Genomic DNA, 25,002 nt, shown 5'->3' with positions numbered 1-25,002 from the left:
TCCCATGGCATCCCTGAACAAGCAACTGAAACGCGCCAAGCGCGCCAAGGCCAAAGCCAAGCACATCCGCATGGTCGGCCGTAAGCCGCTGGACCAGGACGACAATCTCGGGCATCTGGACGAGCCGATCCCGGAATACACCCTGGCGATGTTCAGCAAAATGCGCGACGCCGAAGCCGTCAGTCGCAACGAAATGCTGCTGACCCTGCTGCGCGAACTGGCGTTCATCATCGTTGACCATCCAGAGCTGCTGGACATGGAAAACGCCGAGAACGAAGGCATGGCCGCCACTCACCTGGCCGCCGACATGCTGATCGACTACCGCATGTGGGCCGACGGCATGGACATCGAAACCGCCCAGGCCTGGCTGACCGAGCCACAGTTCATCACCGATTTCGGGATTGCGCTGGATACTTACGGCAAGTCGCAGGATGTTCGGGAAGAAAAGAGCGAATAAGACCCCGCTCCCAAACAAAAACGGCCGCTCGTCATCACTGACAGCGGCCGTTTTTGTTTGGGCGATTCGAAAGCCCTCCATCCGAGAATGATGTATATCCCGTTGACATATCCCATTCGCAACCTATTCTTGCTTCATTGCAGGCGCAGACTTTGGAGGCCGAATATGGAACAAACGACAATTTTCATGAGCAATAGAAGCCAGGCTGTTCGACTGCCAAAGGCAGTCGCAATGCCCGGCGATGTCAAACGAGTTGAAGTGATCGCCATCGGCAGAACACGCGTCATCACACCTGCCGGAGAAAGCTGGGATAGTTGGTTCGATGGAGAAAACGTTTCAGCTGATTTCATGGCTGAACGAGAGCAACCAGACGATCAGGAGCGTGAGTCGTTCTGATGATCAAGTACATGCTGGATACCAACATCTGCATTTTCACCATCAAGAACAAACCACAAATTGTCCGAGAATCTTTCAACCGACATTCCGGACAGTTGTGCATCAGCGCTATCACGCTCATGGAGCTTATCTACGGCGCTGAAAAATCGGCAGCCCCTGAAAAGAATCTTTCGGTTGTCGAGGGATTCGTTGCTCGACTGGAAGTCTTGGCTTTTGACAATGACGCAGCAGCACAGGCCGGAATGATTCGATCTGAACTGGCTAGAGCAGGAACACCTATTGGCCCCTACGACCAAATGATCGCCGGTCATGCACGCTCACAAGGCCTTATCGTGGTGACGAACAATGTACGGGAATTCGAACGTGTTTCCGGATTACGCATTGAAGATTGGGTGCACCCAGGCTAATGCACCGCTCCCAATCAAAAACGGCCGCTCGTCATCACTGACAGCGGCCGTTTTGCATTACGCGTTGCGGATCAGTTCAACACCACCGCACCACGCTTTTCCAGCTTGCGGCGGCGTGCCACCAGCAGGCCGGCGGCGACTACCATGAGGCTCAGCAGGCCGGTTGCGAGGATCTCCACGCGGTGGGCTTCCTGGAACAGCATGATGGTCAGAGCCGCGACGATGAAGATGATCACCGCGTAGGTCAGACCCGGGAACAGCCACATGCTGAAGACGATTTTCTCGCCGCGGGCCATGCGTTGTTTACGCATGCGCAGTTGCGAGAACGCGATCACCAGGTAGACCAGCAATGCGATGGCGCCGGAGCTGGCCAGCAGGAATTCGAACACGGCAGCCGGGGCCACGTAGTTGGCGAAGGTGCAGAGGAACGCCGCGCCGGTCGACAGCATCACCGCCCAGTATGGCGTGCCGCTTTTGTTGACCCGAGTCGACATCGCCGGTGCATCGCCGCGCTTGCCGAGGGAGAACAGCATGCGCGACGAGGTATACAGCGCCGAGTTCAGGCAGCTGGTGACCGCGACCAGAACCACGATGTCGACGATCATTTTCGCGTTCGGAATGCCCATGCGCTCAAGCACGGTCTGGTAGGAACCGAGGTTGGCCAGCGTCGGATCGTTCCACGGCACCAGGGCCACAACGATGAAGATCGAGACGAGGTAGAACAGGCCGATCCGCCAGATCACCGAGTTGGTGGCCTTGGAAATCTGCTTGCCCGGGTTCTTCGATTCCGCAGCCGCGATGGTCACGATTTCGGTTCCCATGAACGAGAACATGGTGGTCAGGATCGCACCCAGTACCGCACCCATGCCGTTTGGCAGGAAGCCGCCGGAGTCGAACAAGTGCGAAACGCCGCTGACCTGACTGTTCGGCAGGAAGCCGAAGATCGCCGCGAGGCCGAGGATGATGAAGCCGATGATCGCCAGGACTTTGATCAGGGCAAACCAGAATTCGAACTCACCGTAGTTTTTCACGCTGAACAGGTTGGTCACCGTGAGCAACATGGTGATGACCAAGGCAAAGGCCCAGATCTCCACGCTCGGAAACCAGGCATGCAGGATGGTTGCGGCGGCGTTGGCTTCCAGTGGAATCACCAATACCCAGAACCACCAGTACAACCAGCCGATGGTGAAGCCGGCCCAGTGCCCGATGGCACGGTCGGCGTACGTCGAGAAAGAGCCGGTGTCGGGCGAAGCGACAGCCATTTCACCGAGCATGCGCATCACCAGCACCACCAGGGTACCGGCGGCGGCGTAAGCCAGCAGCACGGCAGGGCCGGCGGCAGCGATGGCGTGGCCGGAGCCAACGAACAGACCGGCGCCGATCACACCGGCGATCGACAACATGGTCACATGACGCGGTTTGAGCCCCTGTTCGAGGCCATTGGAGCTTGGGGTACTGCTCATCGAAACTACCTTTGCGAGGAAAGCGATTGCGTCCGACCTGCCTGATTTTCCTTCTCGTAAAAAGAAACCAACAGGGCGTTCCAGATTCTGCACGCAATAAATGCGCCAAAATGTTTCAAACTCTTCTGGCCCGCGGCTTTGAACGCGACCGGACAGTCATCGCAAGTCCTTAAAATTAATGGCAATTCGCCAGAGCGTTACCCTGCGACTCACTTTTCAAGCGAACAGGCGCACCAGAAACACACTGAAAAAGTGTGGGATGCACAATAAAAGGGCGAATCAGGAACGTTCGGCCGGATAGCGCTTCCAACACCCCGCCAAAGCTGGCAACATCGCGCCTTTTTTTACGCAACACCCACGGGCCTGCACGTTCAAACACCCGTTCGGTTGTTGATGGGGCGACAGTCTGCTGTGCCGATGCGACAACCCGCCACACGCCATCCGCTTACCGCCCGTAGCGCTGTTGGCTGCCATTGAAACGCTATGCTAGCTTGGCCGCCTCGCCAGGAAGGCCCGCCAACAGCAGGAGCGCAACATATATGAGGAACGCACATGGCTGAGGCCACGCCCGCGCTTGAAATCCGCAACTTGCACAAACGCTACGGACAGCTTGAGGTGCTCAAAGGCATCTCGCTGACCGCCCGCGACGGCGATGTGATCTCGATCCTCGGTTCCTCCGGTTCCGGCAAGTCCACGTTCCTGCGTTGCATCAACCTGTTGGAAAACCCGCACCAGGGTCAGATTCTGGTGGCCGGTGAAGAACTCAAGCTCAAGCCCGCCAAGAATGGCGAACTGGTTGCTGCGGATGGCAAACAGATCAACCGCCTGCGTTCCGAGATTGGTTTTGTATTTCAAAACTTTAATCTGTGGCCGCACATGAGCGTGCTCGACAACATCATCGAAGCCCCGCGCCGCGTGCTCGGCCAGAGCAAGGCCGAGGCGATCGAGGTCGCCGAAGCGCTGCTGGCCAAGGTCGGCATCGCCGACAAGCGCCACGCCTACCCGTCGCAATTGTCCGGTGGTCAGCAACAACGCGCCGCGATTGCCCGCACGCTGGCGATGCAGCCGAAGGTGATTCTGTTTGACGAGCCCACCTCCGCCCTTGACCCGGAAATGGTTCAGGAAGTACTTAGTGTCATCCGCGCACTGGCCGAAGAAGGCCGCACCATGCTGTTGGTGACCCACGAAATGGGCTTTGCCCGTCAGGTCTCCAGCGAAGTGGTGTTCCTCCACCAGGGGCTGGTGGAAGAGCAAGGATCGCCTCAGCAGGTGTTCGAAAACCCGCTTTCGGCGCGCTGCAAACAATTCATGTCCAGCAACCGCTAACGGAGCAACATGCATGCAGAATTTTAAAAAGGTCTTCCTGGCCGCCGCCGTCACCCTCGCATTCAGCGCCGGGGCCATGGCCGAGACCCTGAAGATGGGCATCGAAGCGGCTTACCCGCCGTTCAACAACAAAGACGCCAGCGGCAATGTGGTCGGATTCGACAAAGACATCGGTGACGCCCTGTGCGCCAAGATGAAAGTCGAGTGCTCGGTTGTCACCTCTGACTGGGACGGCATCATCCCTGCGCTGAACGCCAAGAAGTTCGACTTCCTGGTGTCCTCGCTGTCGATCACCGAAGAGCGCAAGGGCGCGGTGGACTTCACCGACCCGTACTACTCGAACAAGCTGCAGTTCATCGCGCCGAAAGATAAAGAGTTCAAAACCGATAAGGATTCGCTCAAAGGCAAGATCATCGGTACCCAGCGCGCCACCCTCGCGGGCACCTGGCTTGAGGACACTTACGGCAGCGATATCGAAGTCAAACTCTACGACACCCAGGAAAACGCCTACCTGGACCTGACCTCCGGTCGTGTCGACGCCATCCTCGCCGACAAGTACGCCAACTACGACTGGCTGAAAACCGATGCAGGCAAGGCCTACGAGTTCAAAGGCGACCCGGTCGTGGAAAGCGACAAAATCGGCATCGCCGTGCGCAAAGGAGACCCGCTGCGCGAGAAGCTGAACGCCGCACTGAAGGAAATCGTCGCTGACGGTACCTACAAGAAGATCAACGACAAGTACTTCCCGTTCAGCATCTATTGATCTGACCTGCGGGACCGGCGCCATCCACCGACGGCGCCGGCTCCCGGCCTTGCCTGCCGCGATTTGAAAAGAAATCCATGATTATCGACCTCTACGGATTCGGCCCGGCCCTCGCTGCCGGTGCGCTGATGACCGTCAAACTGGCGCTGACAGCCCTGTGCCTGGGACTGGTGCTCGGTCTGCTCGGCGCCTTGGCCAAGACTTCCCCGTACAAGCCGCTGCAGTGGCTTGGCGGCACTTATTCGACCCTGGTACGTGGCGTCCCGGAATTGCTCTGGGTGCTGTTGATCTACTTCGGTACGGTCAACCTGATGCGCAGCCTCGGTGAGTTTTTCGGTAACCCCGACCTGCAACTCAGCGCCTTCGCCGCTGGCGTGATTGCGCTGGGCCTGTGCTTCGGCGCCTACGCCACGGAAGTGTTCCGCGGCGCGATCCTCGCCATTCCCAAAGGCCACCGTGAAGCCGGTGTGGCGCTGGGCCTGTCGAAATGGCGGATCTTCACCAAACTGATCATGCCGCAGATGTGGCGCATCGCCCTGCCGGGCCTGGGCAACCTGTTCATGATCCTGATGAAAGACACCGCGCTGGTGTCAGTCATCGGTCTGGAAGAAATCATGCGTCACGCGCAGATCGGCGTGACCGTGTCGAAACAACCGTTCACCTTCTATCTGGTAGCCGCAGTCATGTACCTCGGCCTGACAGTGCTGGCGATGACCGGCATGCACTTCCTGGAAAAACGCGCCGCTCGCGGCTTTGCGAGGAGCGCTTCATGAACTGGGAAGTGATCATCAAGTGGCTGCCGAAACTGGCGCAGGGCGCGACCCTGACCCTCGAACTGGTGGCGATTGCCGTGATTGCCGGCCTGCTGCTGGCGATTCCGCTGGGCATCGCCCGCTCGTCGAAGCTGTGGTACGTGCGCGCCTTGCCCTACGCCTACATCTTCTTTTTCCGTGGCACGCCGCTGCTGGTGCAACTGTTCCTCGTCTATTACGGCCTGGCGCAGTTCGATGCGGTGCGCAGCAGCGCGCTGTGGCCGTACCTGCGCGATCCGTTCTGGTGTACCACCGCGACCATGACCCTGCACACGGCGGCGTACATCGCGGAGATCCTGCGCGGCGCGATCCAGGCGATTCCGCCGGGCGAAATCGAAGCAGCGCGAGCACTGGGCATGTCCAAGCCCAAGGCGATGTTCTACATCATGCTGCCGCGTGCGGCGCGCATCGGTTTGCCGGCCTACAGCAACGAAGTGATCCTGATGCTCAAGGCCAGCGCACTGGCGAGCACCGTGACCCTGCTGGAACTGACCGGCATGGCCCGCACGATCATCGCCCGCACCTACCTGCCGGTGGAAATCTTCTTCGCCGCCGGCGTGTTCTATCTGCTGATGTCCTACGTGCTGGTGCGCGGCTTCAAGCTGCTGGAGCGCTGGTTGCGCGTCGATGCCTGCCAAGGGCGTTGAAACTTCCCACGTGCTGACGGGCGAGGAGTTACTCGCCCGCTTCACCGCGCTGGATGATTTTCTTACGGCGCATCAGGCGCTGTGGAAACCTCGTCCGTTCACTCATCTTTCGCTCCCGTGGGAAACCGCCTACCCGCAATTGTCTTCCTGGCTACGCAGACGGTCACTGGAAGATGCAGAGCGGGCGCACAACCATCCTGCCGATCTCGTCGATGCCCCGGAGCCGTTCGCCTCTTTGGCGGCGTTGTCGGCTGAGCTGAGCGCAGTGGGTGAGTTGCCGGGACATGCGCTGGAAACTGCAGGCCATCGATTGAATGTCGACGTGCCGGGACGCAAGTGGCAGCAGATTGAAGCGTTCGGCAGCCGTTTGTCTTTCGCCTCGCCGCCAACGCATTGGCTGGACTGGTGTTCCGGCAAAGGGCATTTGGGCCGGCGCCTGTTAAGCGTCGGGCAACAGCTGACCTGTGTCGAATACGATCCGGCGTTGGTCGCCAGTGGTCAGGCCCTGAGTCAGCGTCATCATTTGCATGCCCTGCATGTCGAGCAGGATGTGCTGGCCGCAGACGCGGCGAACGTGTTGAGCGCTCATCACACCCCCGTCGCCCTGCACGCCTGCGGCGACCTGCATGTGCGCCTGATGCAACTGGCGAGCGCGGCCGGATGTCAGCGGATGGCTATCGCCCCGTGCTGCTACAACCGGATCAAACGCAGCGAGTACCACGCATTGTCCTCAGCGGGTTTGCGATCCGCCCTACAGCTCTCGCTCGAAGATCTGGCGCTGCCCATGAGCGAAACCGTCACCGCCGGTGCAAGAGTCCGACGTCAGCGCGACACCTCCATGGCCCGGCGTTTGGCCTTTGATCTGCTGCAACGGCAAGTGCGCTGCGTCGATGAATACCTGCCAACCCCGTCCCTACCGAGCGCCTGGCTGGACAAACCGTTCGCCGATTACTGCCGCGATCTGGCAGCACTGAAAGAGTTATCCACAGTCGGCACGCCAGATTGGCAGGCACTGGAAGCCGCCGGTTGGCAACGATTGGCCGAAGTTCGCAACCTGGAACTACTGCGCGGACTGTTCCGACGACCGCTGGAGCTTTGGCTGATTCTTGATCGAGCCATTTTCCTCGCCGAACAGGGATACGTCGTACGCCTCGGCACCTTCTGCAACGCACCTCTGACGCCGCGTAATTTTCTGCTGCTGGCCGAGCGCGCTTGAAATCTTTACAGCCTGTGGATAACTCTGTTGATGGTTTCCCCGTGGATCCAATATCCACGGCCATTGCGTGACAAAAACAGCATTGGTCATTTTTTGTTCATATTGATAAAAAACCTGTAAAACAGGGATTTGCGCACAAAATGAGAACGTGTCCACAAAATTCCCCGCAACGCCAAGGTCGCGCCGATCCGTTGTGCATAAGCTTCCAATCAAAAGGACATAAACGGGGGAAATGGGTGCTTGAACGGTGCGGAAATTCTGCCCTTACGCTCAGTCTGGCTTGATCTCGTGGAACCCCAGTCTTGCGGCTAAAAACCCGGAGACACCGCTCACGCCAAGCCTGATCCAGCGCCTACGTAAAAATAGTCTGAATTCAGGGGTTTACAGAACCAATCCAATCGCTATAATCGTCGCCCACACGCCGGTATAGCTCAGTTGGTAGAGCAACTGACTTGTAATCAGTAGGTCCCGGGTTCGACTCCTGGTGCCGGCACCATACAAGGTTCCAGAGAAGGCTTTCAAAATCTCTAGAACCCCCGAAAAACCCGCCTTCTGGCGGGTTTTTTCGTTTTGGCGTTCCATCGGTTTCCGTCAGAAACTGGTGGATTCCAACCGTTTTAAGGGTAGAGTTTGGGATACAGGTCACTTCGATAAAAGGGAGTACCCTTATGTCGCGCACCACTGCTCCACTCTCTGATTCGGCTTGCCGCTCAGCCAAGCCCACCGACCGCGCCTACAAGCTTTTCGACGGCGACGGCCTCTACCTCCTAGTCCAACCCAATGGCCGCAAAGGCTGGCGGCTCCGTTACGTCAAACCTGACGGACGGGAAGGACTGACCTCGTTCGGCAACTACCCCGTCATTGGCCTCGCCGATGCGCGCCGCAAGCGCTTGGAGATCAAGCGAATGCTGGCGGATGGCATTGATCCCATAGAGACCAAGCACCAAGCCAAGGCGGAAGCCGTGATCAAAGGCAGAACCTTTGAAAGCGTTGCGCTGGACTGGCACACAGAAATGTCGGCCAAGTGGGCACCAGGCCATTCCAAGACAGTGATGAGCCGCCTAAAAACCCACGTATTCCCGCTGATCGGCGCACGCGCCATTGTTGATCTCGACACCCATGACCTTATGCAGCCCTTGGAAGCGATCAAGAAGCGCGGAACGATAGACGTTGCTTTAAGGGTACAAAACTACCTGCAGAGCATCATGCGCGAGGCAAAGCGACTCCGGCTTATCACCGCAAACCCTGCTTACGACCTCGAAGGCTTGATCAAAGCCCCGCGGGTGATCCATCGCCCCGCTCTACCCTTATCGCGACTGCCGGAACTGCAAGAGCGGATCGACACCTATAAAGGCCGGGCACTTACCCGTCTGACGGTGATGCTGTCGCTCCATGTGTTTGTACGGTCCAGCGAGCTGCGCTTCGCCCGATGGAGCGAGTTCGACCTTAAGCGCGGCGTCTGGGAAATCCCGGACACTCGACCCGCGTTGGAGGGAGTAGCCTTTTCCACAAGGGGTACGAAGATGGCAGGGGATATCCATTTAGTACCCTTATCGCCGCAAGCAGTGGCCTTGCTTGAACAGATCCACGCACTCACCGGTAAATTCGACCTGGTGTTTGCAGGCGATGCCAAGCCCTGGAAACCCATGTCTGAAAACACCGTGAACAACGCGCTACGGACGATGGGATACGACACCAAAACCGATATCTGCGGACATGGGTTTCGTTCGATGGCCTGCAGCGCACTGATCGAGTCAGGATTGTGGTCCGAGACAGCCATTGAACGGCAGATGAGCCACAAGGAACGCAACAATGTCCGCGCCGCTTACATCCACAAGGCCGAATTCATTGAGGAACGCAGGCTGATCATGAACTGGTGGAGTCGGTACCTGGAGGCCAACCGACAGGAGCATGTCACTCCACACGAATTCGCCAACCAGATTGGAGATAACGTTACTCGCATAAAGGCGAAGCCTGGCATTGGCGCAGAGAGGAGGAGTTGATATGGATATCTCAACCGCACAAAGCATCAAGCTCGCCATTGTGTCGGCAACCGGACTGTCAAAAGACGCGCTGCATATCTATTTGGGCATGGCGGTCTATTTGACGTTGATCGTTGGCACCCGACGATTCAGGCCATACCTTGGCTGGCTGGTTGTTTTCATCATTGCGTGTGCAGGCGAGTGGGTAGATCGGCGAGACGATATTGGAAGCTTCGGGTACTGGCGCTGGCAGGCAAGCGCTCACGACGTTCTCAACACGTTATTTTGGCCGACGGTGCTAACACTACTTTGGCTTTTAAAGTGCCGCAGTAAAGTAAGCGTACATCCGTAAGGCTCTCGCAATCTGCTCTGCCACGCGGGTCCATCCAAACAGGGCTGCAAAGCCGCCCTGTTTGGATGGACCTCACTTAAAAAATCTAAAGCCCACGCAACTGTCTGTGGAAAACCACGGATTTCCACCGGTGGATAATTTCATCCACAGCCGCAGAACTCCCGAAAATTGGGGCCTTGACCCAAATTATCCACAGGCGTAGAAAAGATCGAGCAAAGCGCTGTCGTCGACAGCAACCCAGGTAGCCAGAACCTTCAAGGCTACGCCACACGGTGGTGGTTCTCCCAAAGTGCGATTAGCGTCCGGTGGCTCGCACAGTCACAGCGATGTGATGGATGCCTACTTCTATCAGAGTGCCCACTGCGGCAACTCACCCCTTTCATAGCTGCCCTGCAGCAACCTATCCGCTTGGCCATTTCCTTGCGCCAACCTGCGCCCGTCTCTTTCTCCCGGAAAGAGACGGGCGCTCCTACCGCTGCTGCAGCCCAACTCGTACAAGGCTTTGCGGCATTCCCCCTCGTGACAATCGGCGTGACAAACACCGAAGTCACCAGCAACAGCGATGCAGATGATGGTGTCGCAGCCCAGGGAATGGACTGAACCTGACTGACAGTCAGGCATGCCCCGGTCATCACATCACTGCCTTCACTCGACTCAGGATCTCGCGGCGTTGGTTTCGTCAGCCAGCACAGCCTCCACCCGCCCACTTCTTCGGAAGTGTTCAGGAGGCCAGATCATGAGATGCCCACGCTCCCGGTCGTAAGGAGCCGCCAGTCCCGCGTTAATGGACAACCCTCACAGGTCGCAGGGGCCTTGATCCCTGATAACACTCAACATTCTTGGCGGGATGACGTGGGGAAAGTTTTAAAAGTTTTGGCTTCGAGAGGAGTTTGATCATGGCGCTGGTGGGCAGACGAGATGGGCGCAATTTTGGCTATGGCCGGCAACTGAGCTATGCCGGGCCGCAAGCGCTGAGAGACATGTTCGGTGGCGGGCACTACGGGACCGTTAAAGCGCACTGTGATCGTTGGCAGGCATTCGTGCGCTGGTGCCGCTCAGACGATGGACCAGGACTCAACGATGCACGACAGGTAGATCGTCAGATCTTGGCGGATTACGTGGCGCATCTGCGTCACTTGGTCGATCGCGGCGACCTCTCCATCGCCACCGCACAAAATCGATTGTCCAGCGTCAACCGAACCATGGCGGCGCTTCGCGGTGATCAGTACGTGAAAGTGCCGAGTCCGAGCAAAGCGCTGGGAATGCAGCGCACCACCATCCGCACGACAGCTCCACAAGGCCAGGATCGCGAACACCTGATGCGAATCGTCGAGACGCTCAGCGAACAGCACTCTCGTGCCGCGGCCATCGCTCAGTTAGCGCGGGCCACCGGAATGCGCCTGCGCGAGGCCATTTTGGCCGACTTACCGCGCTTAAAACGTGAGGCCGAACACTACGGCAAGATCAACATCCAGGATGGCACCAAAGGGGGGCGCTCAGGTGCCTCGGCACCTCGCTGGATCAGAGTGGATGATCATATTCACGAAGCTTTGAGATTCGCCGAACAGGTCTCACCCCGCGGCAGCCACAACCTGCTTGCGCCGAATGAAAGATACCTCGATTTCCAACGGGAAATCGTCCGTCCCGCGCGGGACCTTCTCCATAAGCACAACCTCAAAGGCTTTCACGAGCTACGGGCGGCGTTTGCTTGTGAGCGCTATGAGCAAATTACCCAGCACCAAGCGCCGGTTAATGGTGGTCAGTGCTATGCCGTGGATCGGCGTCTTGACTGTGAGGCTCGCATGCAGATCAGCAAAGAACTGGGGCACAGTCGGATCGACGTTGCCGCTGCCTATATTGGAGGACGGACATGAGTAAGGCGTTTGATATGGAGATGTTCCTAGGTGGCGTGCTGACTGGATCGCATGCAACGCAGCAGCGGCATTTGCGGCAAGCCAGGATTATTAGCGCCGAGATCGCAGCGCGATGGCGGCGAGAGACGCCATGGAGCTGGCAGAGAAAACACCTAATTTGGTTTATGGACCATCGGCTAGCTGGGCGTAGTGAAGCGACTCGTTACTATTACCTGCTTACCGTCCGACTGCTCGCTCAGCGCCTACAGACGTCATGGACTTTCAATCTCTAAGTGGCACCTGATACCGATAGCAATCAACCCAAAAGCAACTGACCTTGACTAGTGGCTTTTTGCGTAGGCATCAGTCAGCTCCCCTTGATGAGCGCTGATGTCGAGCTCTAGACACAGCGGACACTCATCCGCTTGCTAGAGTGTAAACCTAGCTGTAAACTGTCAATCAAAGTGTCAAGCTGAGTAATCGAAATGGGAAAGAAATACGCAAACGCCCCAGTCTACTTCACCATCGGCCAGGTGCGTCACAACACACTGCTGTCACTGAAGGCTTACCTTCCGGCTATTCAGGAGCGGATGCGCAAGGCTGGTTACCCTGATTTCAAAAGCGCTCAGCAGATGCAATTCTCTTTTGGTGCTATTACAGGCGGGGATGACACGCAGCCTTTCCAGCCGGGCGTACAGCAGATCGAAAGCTATACGTTCTCCAACCTCGAAGGTACTCAAGGCTTTCTGATGGAGCCGAGTGCGCTTTCGTTTCGCTGCACTGAATACGAGACCTTTCCGAAGTTCTATGCTGAATTGGAACGGGGTTTGAGCATTCTGGAGGAAGCGGTCGACGGTCTCGCTTATTTTGAGCGCTTAGGCCTGAGGTACCTCGATGCTGTAGTACCTGCTGAAGGGGAAACCTTACAGCAGTACCTTGCTCGAGAGGTGTGGGGAACACCAGCCTCGCTCGATCTCAACCAGATGTACCAGTTCGAAGGGCAACCACTGACTTACAATCATTCTTTTGCCGAGTCGTCGGCCACCATCCCAAGCATAGGGCAGGTGGTCTCGCGGGTGGTTGCCCAGAACAGCGAACTGCGCTTTCCACCAGACCTGCTGCCAGATCCGCTCAAAGTTGGCGAGCGCTTCAGAGGACTCAATGGTCAGCACGCAACCGTTGACGTCGACGCCAGTTTTTCCGAGCGCCGAAAGTACGACTCGACCGAAATCAAAGATAGGTTTCAACACCTTCACGACCTCGTTGAGCTGTTCTTCAACGCGACTGTGACGGACTACGCACGGAAAGCATGGAGTTAACCTATGAGCACAATGTACGCGCCATCTCCAAACCCGGGAATGGCAAACCGATCATTTAATGCAGCAAGCCGGCATCTCGAATCCGAACGAGAGAAGGTCAAGCGCACGGCAGGCAGCGCAGCACTGGCTTGGGGCTACGGCCTGACTGTTGCCTTTGCACTATGCCTTGGAACCTTGTCACCACAACCCCAACCTCGCGAGAACCGGGCTAGCAAGGAATACAAAGAATCGGCTCAAGGCATCGCCAAGCATGAGCAAACAACTGCCCCACGGACAACCGCAGAAGCTATGTCTTACGTACGCAACACCTTGAAACCAGCGGTGACCGAATTGGCATTGATCTTCGGAGTTTCGAGGCAGGCGATTTATAACTGGCAAGCCGGTGAGCACATCTCAGAGGGCAACCAAGCCCTGCTCTACGAACTGGCCGCAGCGGCCGATCGTATCGTGGCCCATCCGCTAGCAGGACAAGTGAACGCCAAGCGGAAGCTCCCAGGCGGCAAATCTCTATTTGAAGCTGTTGCCGGAGGCATGTCGGGTGTAGAGGCAGCTGGGAAACTCATCGCTATGGCTCAAAAGGAAGGCGCACAACGTGCAGCAATGGACTCGAGACTGAAAACTCGAAATCGGGCCGCCGTAGATCTCGCGTCGATCGGCTCACCCCATTTGCAAGACAGAGCATGAGGTAGCAGTTGATGGTGAGCTGGAGTCGATCAACACCGTGGCGACAAGGTTATATTGTCGATAGCGAAACACTCGCCCAGCTCGGCATCACCATCGACGGCGATGACCAGGAAAAAATCATCGCAGCCGTCGCCACGCATGATTGCGACCTTGCGCAGCTAGCATACGGCGAACCGGAGGTGGAGCTCATTTTAGGGAAGGTCCTGACGGACAAACTTGATGGGAACTATACGCACTGCAAAACCGCGAGGCGCCTACATATCGAACTGACTGGCACGGACGAGCACTTACTTTGCGAATTCGATGCAAGCAAGCGGGTTAGGGTTCAGAAGGAGCATAAGGATCCGTCCAAGGCATTTGTGTCCTACGAGCCGACTCGGGCTGCCTTGATGAACGGCCAGGAACGAAGCATCTTCCAGCGCTGGCTAGCAGCAAGATATCGCCGATCATCGTTCCCGGACGAGTTTGACCGCAGGCTGCGAGATACAAAGGTTGCCGATCGACTTGCCAGGCTTTTTAAAGAGTCCGGGAACCACATTCCAGCAGTGTTCTTTGACGTTGATCAGGGGACGGAGAGAACCCGAGAAGGATCGGACGATCTTTACGAGCTCGCGATCTTGGTTCTCTACAAAACCGACGAAGATCCTGAGACTGCGGAAGAAGCAGCCTTGGCTGCAGCAAAGGCCATCGACGAACTTTTTCTGAGCCGCTGCAGAACAGGCGCGAATCAGGCTTGGGAATGGATCGAGCTGACAGAAATCAACGTGATATCCGATGAGGCGCTGACCTATGGTCAGTCGCTAAACCTGATCAGATGGCAGGCTGACTATGTGAGCTTGCGAAGCGACCCAGCGCAGCCAATTTTTGACGTCTGAGTGAAAAAATCTCAACTTCTGAGCCAACGGCCTGAAAACGAAGGGAAAATTAGAGGAGAAGGGTTGACGGCAAGATGATATGACAGGATAATTATAATTGCCGATAGCTTTTTTATCGACAAAAAAGCCCACCAATGTTTGCAGCATTGGCAGGCGATTTGAACCGTGCAATGGATGTTTTTGCAGAACTCCAAAGCACAATTAGAAAACAAACCCGGAGGTCAGGTTTCCATACTCGGGAAGAGATTCTACGTACATATCGATCTCTTTACAACACCTGCTTGACTAGCGGCATTTGCAGTGTCGCAAGTACTTCCGGGTTCTCTTGGAGAATCCGTATGACTTTGATTTGCAGACCCTTCATTACCCTCCGCAACGGCAAACGCCTTTTCGCACACGAGGTTGGTAAAACCGCGTTCTGCTTTGAGGTAGATGAAGTTCGGAAGGCGAAGCAACCAGAAGGAGCCGGTGAGCAAGGTACGCTCGACCTGACGGACGACAGCGCACCATCCAAGCCTCACTGATGTAGATAGAAAGCCCGGTAAGCTCAATCGCTTGCCGGGCTTTTTTGCTAAAATTTCTTTAGCACTGTTTTCAGCTTCCGGCCATTTTCCGCCATGGCCGCTTCCCACGCATTTATAGCAGTCAGCTCAAATTGAAAGAGTATCGAGCTTTGCCTTTTACACGAGGTCATGTGCTGTCGCTTACCCTAAGCGGTAGGGTCGTGCCCTCCATCATCCGACTATGAGGGTCTGCGATATCGAAACCTCGAGGCAGTGTAATTCCCTAAGTTCTTGTTTTAGCTTTCCTTGACTCGTTAATCATCAGAGGGGGCGCCTGAGGATAGTTTTAGAGATAGAAGTACGCGCCTATAGAAGTAAAATACTTAAAAATCAATTAGTTGTGAGAATTTTCGACTCCTGGTGCCGCACCATACAAAACAAAGCCCCTGCAGAAATGCAGGGGCTTTGTTGTTTCAGGAACGTCCACATTACGTCCACACTGCCTCAAGGCTGTGAAGTCCCAAATCGTCATTAATCCGGACGACTCGTCACCGAGGGACGTGCTTCTGCCAGTGCGGGTCGCAGCACCTCGTTTACACATACAGCTTTACCGGCCTTCATCTGACGTACAGATTCCAGCAAGTCCTTCCGGAATTGTTCCAATTCTTTGAGCATTAATGAGTTTTCTCATTCGGTTGCTCAGGTCGGCTACGAGCAGGCTGCCGAATAAGATCGCGCTTCAAACCTGACTGATTTCAAACACAAACGAAATCCTGCGTTGACTCGCACTCCACACATAACGCAGATGTTTGCCCTGCTTCGGAATCGACACCGCTGGCGGCCGGAACGCAGCGACACATTCGTGGCCCGGCAAACGCACGCTGTTGTAGAGCATTCCCCACGATTCAGACTCGCGCAGTTGTCGGGCAAACGCCTGTGACGGACCATAGGCTTCCGGATCGGGTTGATGCAAATGTGCAAAACCATCACGGACATCGTGCAGCGGCTTAACCACCCGATTGACGTAAGTCCGCATGGTCAACTCAAGGTCCGCTTCGTGGGTGGCTGCGAGGAAACGCTCCTGGTGATAGCAGGTTTCGGCGATGGCCGCGGCCTGGCTGCTGGCGGCGTAGTAGACGCCGAAGGTGCCATCGGTGAAGCGGCTGCTTTTGCCGATGTGGGTAAACGCCGCCATCACCGGGGTTGAACCGGGGCCGGAGAGCCGGTCTTCGGGGCGCACACGGGCGAGGACGCCGGCCTGCTCGATCAGGCGATCATTGGTCAGTGCTTCCAGCGCGTAGGCGACTTCCAGGTCTTCGGGGTCGAGCACGTCTTCGAACAACGCAATCGGCGGGAAGCTGCTGTTGACGATCCGGTAGGCCTTGGGCCATTGCGGCTCAGCCAGCGGCGGGGCCTTCAACCGCGCACCCCGTCGAGGTAGCGGCGCACGTCGGCGATGTCGACCACCCTCCCCGCCAGCATGTAATCCAGCGCGGTCCGGCCATTGAATGGCGCAGCCGTGTTGGGGCTGCTGACCCACGTATAAGCACGCTCGCGACTGTTGCTGAAGATGATGCTCAAGGCCTTGTGAATGCCCATCAGATACGAGATGCGCTCCAGCGTGTCGTGCGGCAGGCGAATGTTCGGCGGCAGGTGTTTGTACTTGTAGAACGTGGTGTTGCCGACGCCGCCCAGCAAAGTGCGCTGCTGTTCGGCGTTGCAACCCCAGCGCTCCATGAGATTGAAGAAAAACTTCAGCGCGACGCGCCCGGCTTCGGGGACGTCGAGTTGTTCACGCGGGGTGAGGGCTGGGGATGAGGTAGGCATGGTCGTCCTTCTAAGCGGGTCCGCAAGATGAGCGTAGTACACATATGAATTTTTTACATGAAATTATTCGTATACGAATAAACGCCTAAGAATTTCCAAGTTGACACGTTAATGTTCCGTGGCAGAGGATCTGCCTCAAGAGCGCGAAACCGAGTGCCATCAGGTGGCGATAGTCGGCGTTAGGAACCCCGTTGATGACCTGAAGATCAGCGCTCGGGTGAGACCTCTACCCTTGTTCAAGGGAGCAAAAAGCCGACAGCAATGTCGGTTTTTTATTGCCTGGTTTATTTGAGCATTTCGCTTGCCTAGTCGAAGTGCTGGCGAATTTTGCCTATGTGCATTCACATGCGGACGCTCTTCAGCGCCCCGTGAATGGCGGCTCTAGAGTCGCAACAAACTGGTGAAGACGAAATTGGAAAGCATCCCTGATGCTAAGGGCACTCGCGCTCAAAGCTGAAAAATATGCGCATATCTCGCCGGGGAAATTACAGGAGCCATAAGCCGTTTCTCCTCGAAAAACCCTCCCAGCGCACCAAAACCACGCACTTTTCTTGACCCCAATCACCCTCACGTCATCAAAAATCCCGATCCTGTGTCAGCTTCCAGCCATCGGCAGGGACATCAATTCGCTACTAAACCCGCGACAACTATGCTCAGGTGCTGGAATATAGCCGGCATATGACGCCGGACCGGCAGTCTCGTAAACAACAATACCCAGCCCACTTCAGAGGGCATTACCCATGGATAGCAGAACCTTACGCAACCTCATGCGCATCGTGCAGACCGGCTCGTTGTCGGCCGCAGCCGAGCATTCGTGCCTGACTGTGCAGGCCCTGGCCGCGCAGTTGAACAAGGTCGAAGAGCAGTTCGGTTTCCGCTTGTTTCGACGTTCCAACAAAGGGCTGACGCTGACGCCGCAAGGCACGGAGCTGACGCCCTACATGGACAAAGTGCTGATTGCCACGCGACAGATGGAAGAAAAGGTCGAGGCGCTCAAGGTACCCGGCCAGCGCACATTGAAGGTTGCGTTGAACAACACGTTGTCGTCTGACTTCAACCGGCGAATGATCGGACGCCTGATTGAGGTGTTTCCCGATTACCAGATGGAATTCAGCTACGCCGAGTCGATGGAAAACCTCAGCAAGCTGAAGAATGAGGACTTTGACCTCGCGGTGCTGATCGGCCCGCAGCGGCCGGGTTTGCCGAGCATTGTTTTGCCGGATGTGCAGGTGCAGGTGGTCGGTGCCCATTGCGGGCAGGAAAACGATCCACTGACGTTGCTGGGCAACAAGTTTCAGGTGCGTCCTGCGGAAGATTGTCCGTATTCCCACAGCTTCCTGCGTTTTCTCGACGCCGGACTGGGCAATCACGAGAACGGTCAGCGCATGGTTTATTCCTGCAGCGAGACCCTGACGCTGTCGTTGATCACGCAGATGGACGCAGTCGGCATGGTGTCGCGTGAGGCCGCGCAAAAGAACGGCCTGACGATCTTCCCCGGTTTCGAGGATTTTCTCGAAGTGCGTCTGGCGGTGAACAACCCTAACCTGTCAGGGCAGGCCCTGAACGACGTGGTCGATCTGCCGCTACATGAACGAGCCGAGCGCAATGTACGCAGCCGTCCCAACCGCCACACTGAGAAAGAGGTTTTTGCTGAAATACGCACATAACAACGTCGGAATGGCTGCATAAAATTCCGGGCGATCGAGCTGTAGGTGCTGATCCTTGATCAACAAGGGTGTCAGGCTGATCGCAGCGACGATCGCCACCGGCAGGTATTCCAGCGCCCGCGCAACGAATGGCGGCCAGTGCTCGGTGTTGACTTGCAGCGGCAGCGCGCGTGGCAGGAAGGTCACGGCCATCATCAGCGCGACCACCAGGATCAGGAACGTTTGGTCAGGCATACACCCACTCCGCAGCCCACAAACGTGGCGATGAATACGTTGAATGGCGAAGTGCCGACCAGGCTCAGCGCGCCCATGCAAACGACGGCAGCCGCGGCGGCGATGAGTTTGTTGCGGGTGTTGCACAGCGACACGAGCACGTAGAGCATCATCGCGGTCAGTGCGTAATCGAGCTGATATTTGATCAGGTGCGACGCATATTGCGCGCAGACGGCGCCCAACAATCCGCCCAGCACCCATGAGGTGTGGCAGAACAGGTTGAAGCCGATCAGGTAACGGATGTTGACCGGCGCGCCGGTGCCCAGTTTGACGCTGTGAAACGCGAAGGATTCGTCGGTCAGTCCACCGGCGTAGGCCCAGCGTTCCATGCGGCTCAGGCCCAATGCGCGCAGGGCCTTGGCCATGTACACCGACATCAGCATGTGCCGCGCATTGATCAGGAAGGTAGTCAGCACGATGGTGGTCAGCGACGCACCACTGGAGATCAGCGCCAGTGCGGCGAATTGCGAAGCGCCGGCGTAGACGAACAAGCACATCGCCACCGGCAGCCACATCGGCAGCCCGGCATTGACCGCCATCAGCCCGAACACGAACGACACCGTGAAGTAACCGGCCACCACCGGGCTGGCTTCGGCAAACGTGCGCGATGGCTGATGGGCAGCCATCAGCGGCGCACTGCCGGACGTTTCATTCATAGATCCCTCTCAAATGTCCGCTCGCCGTGGGGTTCGCAAAAACCCTGGGCAGTCCAGAATCGCTTGCCCGCGAGGTTAGCATCGTCGACGAACAGAAACATCCGTAATACACCGACCCGTTTCATGTCGGACGACGCCGCTTCCACCAGCCGCTGGCCGACGCCCTGGCTGCGATAGCGTGGGCTGACCGCCAAGTGGTTGATGGTGCCGCGACTGCCGAGCATGCCGCCGAGCACCGCACCGACGATTTCGCCCGCGACGTCGAAGGCCAGATAGGCGGTGGTGGTCTTCTGGATCAACACACCGCGCAGGCATTTGGCATCTTGCCACTCACAGAAGGACACTTCGTCGAACTGGCGGAAGAAGCGCTCCATGCGCTGCGCGTCTTTGGCGGTGGCACGTCGCAGCACCACCGGCGTCGAGCACTCGACGCCGTCGATTGGGGTGATCTGATTAGCGAACAATGTCGAAAGCGGTCCCGGGCCGCGAGAAGGAAATCGCCAGAATCTGCCGGTACGCCATGGCATGCGTGTGGGTGTTGCGCGCGGGGGTCACGTAGTGGCGCATGTCGCGGTCAAGGAAGTAGGTGGTGTCGAGAATTTCCTGGTAGGTGGTCGACGCCAATTGATGCTCGTGGATATCGTAAAGACGACTTTCCGCGCCCTCGACATTGTTGCGCCCCCAAAAGTGCACGCCGCTGAACGGATAACCGTCGCAGTGAATCCCTTCCGGGGTGATTTCCAGTTGCTTGCCGGGTTTGATCTCGATGCGGATCTGATGGATCTGGCACTGCCAGATTTCATCGTGCAGTTCTTCCGGCAGCACGCTTTTGTACACTTCAAAATCGGTGTCGATCAGGCTGCGCATCACCGGCGAAGTGATCACTTCATCGGAGAAGTCCTGAAAATGCCGCACAACACCGCCCACGTAGGCGTTGTTCTCCTTCGACTGCACGTAGGCGCGATGCTCGAGTTGCTTGAGCTCACGTGTTTTCGGGTTGTATTCAAAGTCGCTGTAACGACGGTAACGCATGCCGGCTTCGGCCTGACCGTAATAACTGTCTGGCTCCATGTTTTCCCAACTTTTGGTCAGTCTGACGAAGTCGGCAAAATGACCGTAGAGATTGAAGTCACCACCCTGGACGTTGACATATTTGTCGCGCCGTAGCGATTCGCCCACTTCTCTGTTCAAAACGATCATTACCAAATTCTCCGCTGCGTTGAGCGGCCTAATCTATTAGGTGGAGAATTTGCGTCCATGAGAAAGAATTTCAGGCATTTAAAGCCCCGTTTGAAACAGTACTTGAAGGCGCTTGAAAACCACTTTCAGGTGACAAAAACACGGGTTTTTTCCAGTTTTCGCAGAAAAGTCTTCGAAAAAAAACCCCGAGCCAGTCGGGGTTTTCTCATGTTTCTTACACCGGATCGTTCATCAGAAGATGTTGATCGGGTAGTCCACGAATACACGCAGCTCGTTGCCGCTGACGTTGTACTCGCTGGATTTCTGCGACACGCGCAGGATCGAGCTGCGCAATTTCACGCTCAAGTCTTTCGCCGGACCACTTTGTACGACGTATTTGACCTGGTTGAAAATCTCGCGCTCGGTGCCGCCTTCGCTGGTGGAGGTGGTGATGTTGTCGCCACGCACATAAGCGAAGTTATAACTCAGACCCGGTACGCCGAATGCGCCGAAGTCCAGGCCGTAACCCAACTGCCAGCTGCGCTCGTCTTCAGCGTTGAAGTCCGACCAGTAGGAGTTGGCCAGGTAGATGGTGTTGCCACCGTCACCGACACGACCTTGCTCTTTCTGATAGCCGCCGTAGGCGTAGCCCAGGTTGCTGTCGCCGGTGGAGCGCTGATGCGCCACGGTGAACGAGTGCGGGCCGGTGGCGAACGTTGCTGCCAGGCTCCAGATCTTGTTGTCATCACCGGTAGCGCCACTTTCGCGGACGTAAGAGTCGTCCAGCTTGGTGCGATAGCCGTTGAAGTCCAGGGTCAGGGACTGATCCTTGTCGATCGGGAACACGTAGTTGGCGTTCACGTATTGCTTCTTCAGCACGTCTTCGACGTCGGAAGCGTACAGCGCCGCCTTGAATTGTTCGGTGAACTGATAGCTGCCGCCCAACACGTTGATCGCCTTCAGACCACCGCTGTCACGGCCTTCAGCGCTTTTGCGCGACTCGGCAGTGAAACGACCGGCGTCCAGTTGCAGGCCTTTGATCTCTTTGGAAGTGATCAAGGTACCGGTGTAGCTTTCCGGCAGCAGACGCGAATTGTCATAGTTCAGCACCGGCAGGGCTGGCATCTGGTCACCGTAGGTCAGCACAGTGTTGGACAGACGGAATTTGACCGCAGCGCCGCCCTTGGACAAGTCATTGGCAGGCTTGCCGCTGTCGCCACGTTTGAAGAAGTCGATACCGCCGGCACCGCTGCGATCTTCGCTGCGTTCCAGGTTCAGGGCGTACAGGCCGAAAGCATCGACACCCACGCCGATGGTGCCTTGGGTGAAGCCGGACGAGAACGTACCGATAGCCGCTTGGCCCCACTCGGATTTGTCCGCGTTGCCGTCTTTGTAATCACGGTTGATGTAGGCATTGCGCAGCAGCACTTTGAGGCTGCTGTCTTCTACAAAACCCTTGGACTCGGCCTGGCCGTCAGCCATGGCCTGTGTGGCACTCAACATCCCCAGTGCGATCAGACTGATTCGCTTGTTCAACATTTTGTTTTCCTTATTACGGGTTGAAACGCGCTGTGTCGAACGGCTGAAACGGCGCTATTGCACTCTTTTTTCACCCCGAAACAAAAAGACCCGCCCACGGTAAAACCGTGTCGGGCCCTTTTATTATTTTTGAGTCATGGCGGTTGGCCACAGGCGTTGGGCCGAATCGTAGCCGCGCCCTCAATAATGTGTCAATTTCAAGAATCGTCTTTAAATAGGTAAAAATCGTCTAAGAATCGTAAATTTTGCGATAGCGCATTGCTCGGAAATGCGCTTAACCAGTGAATCCGGCGCGATTACGCGCAGCCATCGAGATCGCATAGCGCAGGGGATTGAGCCGGCTCATCGGCCACAACCGCTTGCCCCAACCAATCAGCAAACGCCTGCGGTTTACCTAACCACGGGCTGATGTCGATCAAGGTGAATTGCCCGTCCTGCTCCAGCGCCAATGTCGGAAAGCCCTGGCCGCCGAGTCGGGCCAGCAACGCGCGACTGGCTTTTACCTGCGCCTGGGGATCAACGGACTTAAACACCGTCACGAAAGTTGTCTGTACGTAACCCATCTGCGCCGCGACATCGAACAGTACAGACTCATCGGCAATCCGCCGCCCCTCCACGTAATGAGCGGTCTGCAAACACCCGAGCATCTGCAAACCGCGACCGTCGATGGACTCTGCCGCCATTACCGCAGCGATGGGTGGCGTTGAATCGAACACCGCCGAGTGATCACGCAACAGACCTTCGAAATACGCTTCGCCAAACGGCTGACCGGTGTATTCGGCAATGCGCCGGTCGTGGGGCATGACGTAATCGCGCAGTTGCGGCGAAACACGCTGGCGATTCGCGCCGCTCATCATTCCGCCCGCATGGGCAACGACCGGCAGCACTTGCTGCGCCGCTTGCACCAGCGGTTTGGCGCCGTAGCACCAGCCGCACAACGGATCGTAAATGTAGTGAAGGATCATGAGAGAACTCCGGCAACCAAACGGGGAAAATCGATGGCGGCAGATTATCCCTGCGGGCATTGGGGAAAAACGCCGGAATGGCTCTCAGACTGTTTCGCGAATCGGTCGAATGGGTTGCCTTGTTCGGCTACCGCTTCAAGCCCCCTCCCACAGGTTCAATGTTCGCCATGGTTTTCCATCGCGCATAAAAAAGCGCCGCCATCCCGGCAGCGCTTTTACCAATCCTTGTTGTTTTTCTTATCCTTGCATCACAGCCCACAACGCTTCCAGTTCGGCCTCGCTGAACAGGTCAGCGGGATAGCGCTCAATCATCATCCGGCGCGGATCAGGTTCCCTGATCTGACGCGTTCCATTGGACTTCAAAAAGTGCGCGACAATCTGGAGCGATTCGCCGTTTACGGCCATGGGATGCAAATTCCGCTCGCTGATTACGTTCACTTCGGCGTTCATTTCAGCGCTCTCTCCCCGTTCGTGAGCGGCTAAGTTATCCAAGGTATATGACAGAACTGTTGAAGTTCCCCCCCTCCCTAGTGCGCGGTATCCGATACAAGAGCTATGCCAAGGTTTCCGATTTGTCGACAGGCGGATACAAAGAAGCCCGCGGTCCAGCAGGACCGCGGGCTTCTTCGCACCCATCGCAAAAAACTTGCAGCCCGGGTGATTTATTAATCAACTCAGGCTGTTACGTCTCAACTCACTCTTTGTGCGGGGCTGGCTGCTGTTGGGTAAGGCAGTGGATATTGCCGCCGCCCAGTAACAATTCGCGGCCCGGCACCATCACCACTTCGTGCTGCGGGAACAGCTTCTGCAGGATTTCCCGCGCAGGCGCGTCCATCGGATCGTCGAAGCTCGGCGCGATGATGCCACCGTTGACGATCAGAAAGTTCACGTAGGAACCAGCCAGGCGCACGGAAGGGTTGCGTTCCTGGGTACCGTCCATCGGATCGACACCGGCGCACTCTTCTTCGGTCGCGTACAGCGGCCCTGGAATTGGCATCTTGTGCACCGTGAATGGGCGGCCCTTGGCGTCGGTGCTGCTTTGCAGCACGTTCATTGCGGCCTGGCAGCGCGGGTAATTCGGATCCTGCGGATCGTCGGTCCACGCCAGCAATACTTCGCCCGGGCGCACGTAGCAGCAGAAGTTATCCACATGGCCGTCGGTTTCGTCGTTGAACAGGCCATCCGGCAACCAGATGATCTTATCCACCGACAGATTGTCACGCAGCACCGCTTCGATCTCTTCGCGACCCAGATGCGGATTGCGGTTGTGGTTGAGCAGGCACTCTTCGGTGGTGATCAGCGTGCCTTCACCGTCGACGTGAATCGAACCGCCTTCCAGCACAAAACCTTCGGTGCGATAACGTGGGCTGCGCTCGATTTCGAGGATCTTGCCACCGACCTGCGAATCACGGTTCCACGGCGAATACAGACCGCCTTCAAACCCGCCCCAGGCATTGAAATCCCAGTTCACACCGCGCACTTCGCCGCTGTTGTTGATGACGAAAGTCGGGCCGCTGTCGCGCACCCAGGCGTCATCGCTGGACATCTCGACCACCCGAATATTCGGTACATCGAGGCGTGCACGAGCGTTCTCGTACTGACCGGCCGACACGGCAACCGTCACCGGCTCGAACCGCGCGATGGCTTTGGCCACGGCCGCATGCGCGGCTTGCGCCGGCTTGCCACCCAGGCGCCAGTTGTCCGGACGCTCGGGCCAGATCATCCAGGTCTGGGTCTGCGGCGCCCACTCGGCCGGCATGTAGAAGCCATCGTCACGCGGGGTACTTTTCAAGGTGGTCATCGGATCAGGACTCCAGGGAACCGTCGAGGGGGTTGCGAAG

Annotated in this window: 27 protein-coding genes, 1 tRNA gene and 1 pseudogene; 17 read left to right on the top strand and 12 right to left on the bottom strand. The window is 57.0% G+C overall.

The features are described from left to right. Positions 1 to 4 precede the first annotated feature (4 nt). The 3 genes from ACYZUM_RS28590 to vapC all read left to right on the top strand — a co-directional run bounded on the left by ACYZUM_RS28590 (position 5) and on the right by vapC (position 1,260). Positions 5 to 457: a hypothetical protein gene (locus ACYZUM_RS28590; protein ID WP_108181399.1), complete on the top strand. Its 453-nt coding sequence runs from the start codon at positions 5 to 7 to the stop codon at positions 455 to 457. A gap of 165 nt (positions 458 to 622) precedes the next feature. Continuing rightward, on the top strand, positions 623 to 853 hold the full coding sequence (gene vapB, locus ACYZUM_RS28585) for a type II toxin-antitoxin system VapB family antitoxin (RefSeq protein WP_108181398.1): 231 nt from the start codon (positions 623 to 625) through the stop codon (positions 851 to 853). Then, positions 853 to 1,260 (top strand): type II toxin-antitoxin system tRNA(fMet)-specific endonuclease VapC, encoded by a 408-nt coding sequence (gene vapC / locus ACYZUM_RS28580; RefSeq protein WP_108181397.1) that lies wholly within the window; start codon positions 853 to 855, stop codon positions 1,258 to 1,260. Before vapB ends, vapC begins: the two co-directional genes overlap by 1 nt. A gap of 71 nt (positions 1,261 to 1,331) precedes the next feature. Here vapC and gabP read toward each other — a convergent pair whose 3' ends face one another. Then, entirely contained in the window at positions 1,332 to 2,723 is a 1,392-nt protein-coding gene (gene gabP / locus ACYZUM_RS28575; RefSeq protein WP_047290843.1) for a GABA permease, read from the bottom strand. A gap of 552 nt (positions 2,724 to 3,275) precedes the next feature. Here gabP and ACYZUM_RS28570 point away from each other — a divergent pair. From ACYZUM_RS28570 to ACYZUM_RS28510, 13 genes are all read left to right on the top strand, one after another. After that, positions 3,276 to 4,049, top strand: a complete 774-nt coding sequence (locus tag ACYZUM_RS28570; RefSeq protein ID WP_041071351.1) for an ABC transporter ATP-binding protein — start codon at positions 3,276 to 3,278, stop codon at positions 4,047 to 4,049. Positions 4,050 to 4,062: 13 nt separating this feature from the next. Next, positions 4,063 to 4,812, top strand: a complete 750-nt coding sequence (locus ACYZUM_RS28565) for an ABC transporter substrate-binding protein (protein WP_041071347.1) — start codon at positions 4,063 to 4,065, stop codon at positions 4,810 to 4,812. A 77-nt stretch (positions 4,813 to 4,889) separates the two neighbouring features. After that, positions 4,890 to 5,585 (top strand): ABC transporter permease, encoded by a 696-nt coding sequence (locus ACYZUM_RS28560; protein WP_007961693.1) that lies wholly within the window; start codon positions 4,890 to 4,892, stop codon positions 5,583 to 5,585. Continuing rightward, positions 5,582 to 6,271 (top strand): ABC transporter permease, encoded by a 690-nt coding sequence (locus ACYZUM_RS28555; RefSeq protein WP_003220713.1) that lies wholly within the window; start codon positions 5,582 to 5,584, stop codon positions 6,269 to 6,271. Before ACYZUM_RS28560 ends, ACYZUM_RS28555 begins: the two co-directional genes overlap by 4 nt. Further along, positions 6,252 to 7,487 carry a methyltransferase gene (locus ACYZUM_RS28550; RefSeq protein WP_108181395.1) on the top strand — a complete coding sequence of 412 codons (1,236 nt, stop codon included), beginning with the start codon at positions 6,252 to 6,254 and terminating at the stop codon, positions 7,485 to 7,487. The genes ACYZUM_RS28555 and ACYZUM_RS28550 overlap by 20 nt, the downstream gene beginning before the upstream one ends. 420 nt (positions 7,488 to 7,907) lie before the next feature. Continuing rightward, positions 7,908 to 7,983, top strand: a tRNA-Thr gene (locus ACYZUM_RS28545). Between the two features lie 172 nt (positions 7,984 to 8,155). Continuing rightward, positions 8,156 to 9,490 (top strand): tyrosine-type recombinase/integrase, encoded by a 1,335-nt coding sequence (locus tag ACYZUM_RS28540; RefSeq protein WP_038445261.1) that lies wholly within the window; start codon positions 8,156 to 8,158, stop codon positions 9,488 to 9,490. Position 9,491: 1 nt separating this feature from the next. Beyond that, positions 9,492 to 9,821, top strand: a complete 330-nt coding sequence (locus ACYZUM_RS28535; protein WP_038445259.1) for a hypothetical protein — start codon at positions 9,492 to 9,494, stop codon at positions 9,819 to 9,821. A gap of 896 nt (positions 9,822 to 10,717) precedes the next feature. After that, on the top strand, positions 10,718 to 11,695 hold the full coding sequence (locus ACYZUM_RS28530; protein ID WP_038445257.1) for an integrase domain-containing protein: 978 nt from the start codon (positions 10,718 to 10,720) through the stop codon (positions 11,693 to 11,695). Then, on the top strand, positions 11,692 to 11,967 hold the full coding sequence (locus ACYZUM_RS28525; RefSeq protein ID WP_038445255.1) for a hypothetical protein: 276 nt from the start codon (positions 11,692 to 11,694) through the stop codon (positions 11,965 to 11,967). The genes ACYZUM_RS28530 and ACYZUM_RS28525 overlap by 4 nt, the downstream gene beginning before the upstream one ends. A gap of 192 nt (positions 11,968 to 12,159) precedes the next feature. Then, complete coding sequence (locus ACYZUM_RS28520) at positions 12,160 to 12,993, top strand: TIGR04255 family protein (RefSeq protein ID WP_014336078.1); 834 nt, start codon at positions 12,160 to 12,162, stop codon at positions 12,991 to 12,993. A 3-nt stretch (positions 12,994 to 12,996) separates the two neighbouring features. Then, positions 12,997 to 13,677, top strand: a complete 681-nt coding sequence (locus tag ACYZUM_RS28515; RefSeq protein WP_038445253.1) for a hypothetical protein — start codon at positions 12,997 to 12,999, stop codon at positions 13,675 to 13,677. Between the two features lie 11 nt (positions 13,678 to 13,688). Beyond that, positions 13,689 to 14,552, top strand: a complete 864-nt coding sequence (locus ACYZUM_RS28510; RefSeq protein WP_014336076.1) for a hypothetical protein — start codon at positions 13,689 to 13,691, stop codon at positions 14,550 to 14,552. Positions 14,553 to 15,604: 1,052 nt separating this feature from the next. Here ACYZUM_RS28510 and ACYZUM_RS28505 read toward each other — a convergent pair. The 3 genes and pseudogenes from ACYZUM_RS28505 to ACYZUM_RS28495 form a co-directional block, all read right to left on the bottom strand. Next, positions 15,605 to 15,730 (bottom strand): annotated as a pseudogene (locus ACYZUM_RS28505) (helix-turn-helix domain-containing protein); the annotation flags it as partial. A 64-nt stretch (positions 15,731 to 15,794) separates the two neighbouring features. Continuing rightward, entirely contained in the window at positions 15,795 to 16,475 is a 681-nt protein-coding gene (locus tag ACYZUM_RS28500) for an RES family NAD+ phosphorylase (protein WP_108181394.1), read from the bottom strand. Further along, on the bottom strand, positions 16,472 to 16,882 hold the full coding sequence (locus ACYZUM_RS28495; RefSeq protein ID WP_007961687.1) for an MbcA/ParS/Xre antitoxin family protein: 411 nt from the start codon (positions 16,880 to 16,882) through the stop codon (positions 16,472 to 16,474). Before ACYZUM_RS28495 ends, ACYZUM_RS28500 begins: the two co-directional genes overlap by 4 nt. A 740-nt stretch (positions 16,883 to 17,622) precedes the next feature. Between ACYZUM_RS28495 and ACYZUM_RS28490 the strand changes: the two genes are divergently transcribed. Continuing rightward, a complete protein-coding gene (locus tag ACYZUM_RS28490) occupies positions 17,623 to 18,549 on the top strand; it encodes a LysR family transcriptional regulator (protein WP_007961685.1) in 927 nt (308 codons plus the stop codon). Here ACYZUM_RS28490 and ACYZUM_RS28485 read toward each other — a convergent pair. From ACYZUM_RS28485 to aguA, 8 genes are all read right to left on the bottom strand, one after another. Beyond that, positions 18,466 to 18,783 carry an AzlD domain-containing protein gene (locus tag ACYZUM_RS28485; protein ID WP_003220702.1) on the bottom strand — a complete coding sequence of 106 codons (318 nt, stop codon included), beginning with the start codon at positions 18,781 to 18,783 and terminating at the stop codon, positions 18,466 to 18,468. The genes ACYZUM_RS28490 and ACYZUM_RS28485 overlap by 84 nt on opposite strands. Next, positions 18,762 to 19,478 (bottom strand): AzlC family ABC transporter permease, encoded by a 717-nt coding sequence (locus ACYZUM_RS28480; protein ID WP_027611235.1) that lies wholly within the window; start codon positions 19,476 to 19,478, stop codon positions 18,762 to 18,764. Before ACYZUM_RS28480 ends, ACYZUM_RS28485 begins: the two co-directional genes overlap by 22 nt. After that, on the bottom strand, positions 19,475 to 19,852 hold the full coding sequence (locus ACYZUM_RS28475; RefSeq protein ID WP_008080517.1) for a GNAT family N-acetyltransferase: 378 nt from the start codon (positions 19,850 to 19,852) through the stop codon (positions 19,475 to 19,477). Before ACYZUM_RS28475 ends, ACYZUM_RS28480 begins: the two co-directional genes overlap by 4 nt. A 79-nt stretch (positions 19,853 to 19,931) precedes the next feature. Further along, entirely contained in the window at positions 19,932 to 20,678 is a 747-nt protein-coding gene (locus tag ACYZUM_RS28470) for a 2OG-Fe dioxygenase family protein (protein ID WP_007961854.1), read from the bottom strand. Positions 20,679 to 20,909: 231 nt separating this feature from the next. Then, positions 20,910 to 22,196: an OprD family porin gene (locus ACYZUM_RS28465; protein WP_041071313.1), complete on the bottom strand. Its 1,287-nt coding sequence runs from the start codon at positions 22,194 to 22,196 to the stop codon at positions 20,910 to 20,912. A 296-nt stretch (positions 22,197 to 22,492) separates the two neighbouring features. Further along, a complete protein-coding gene (locus ACYZUM_RS28460; RefSeq protein ID WP_041071309.1) occupies positions 22,493 to 23,161 on the bottom strand; it encodes a DsbA family protein in 669 nt (222 codons plus the stop codon). 237 nt (positions 23,162 to 23,398) lie between these two features. Next, on the bottom strand, positions 23,399 to 23,611 hold the full coding sequence (locus ACYZUM_RS28455) for a hypothetical protein (protein WP_041071305.1): 213 nt from the start codon (positions 23,609 to 23,611) through the stop codon (positions 23,399 to 23,401). Positions 23,612 to 23,855: 244 nt separating this feature from the next. Continuing rightward, positions 23,856 to 24,962, bottom strand: coding sequence for an agmatine deiminase (aguA, locus tag ACYZUM_RS28450; protein WP_108181393.1), 1,107 nt, complete (start codon positions 24,960 to 24,962; stop codon positions 23,856 to 23,858). Positions 24,963 to 25,002: the final 40 nt, after the last annotated feature.

It is taken from the genome of Pseudomonas sp. m6p, assembly GCF_055760375.1.
Note: the sequence above shows the minus strand (reverse complement) of the source record. Positions and strands in the feature narration are given on the sequence as shown.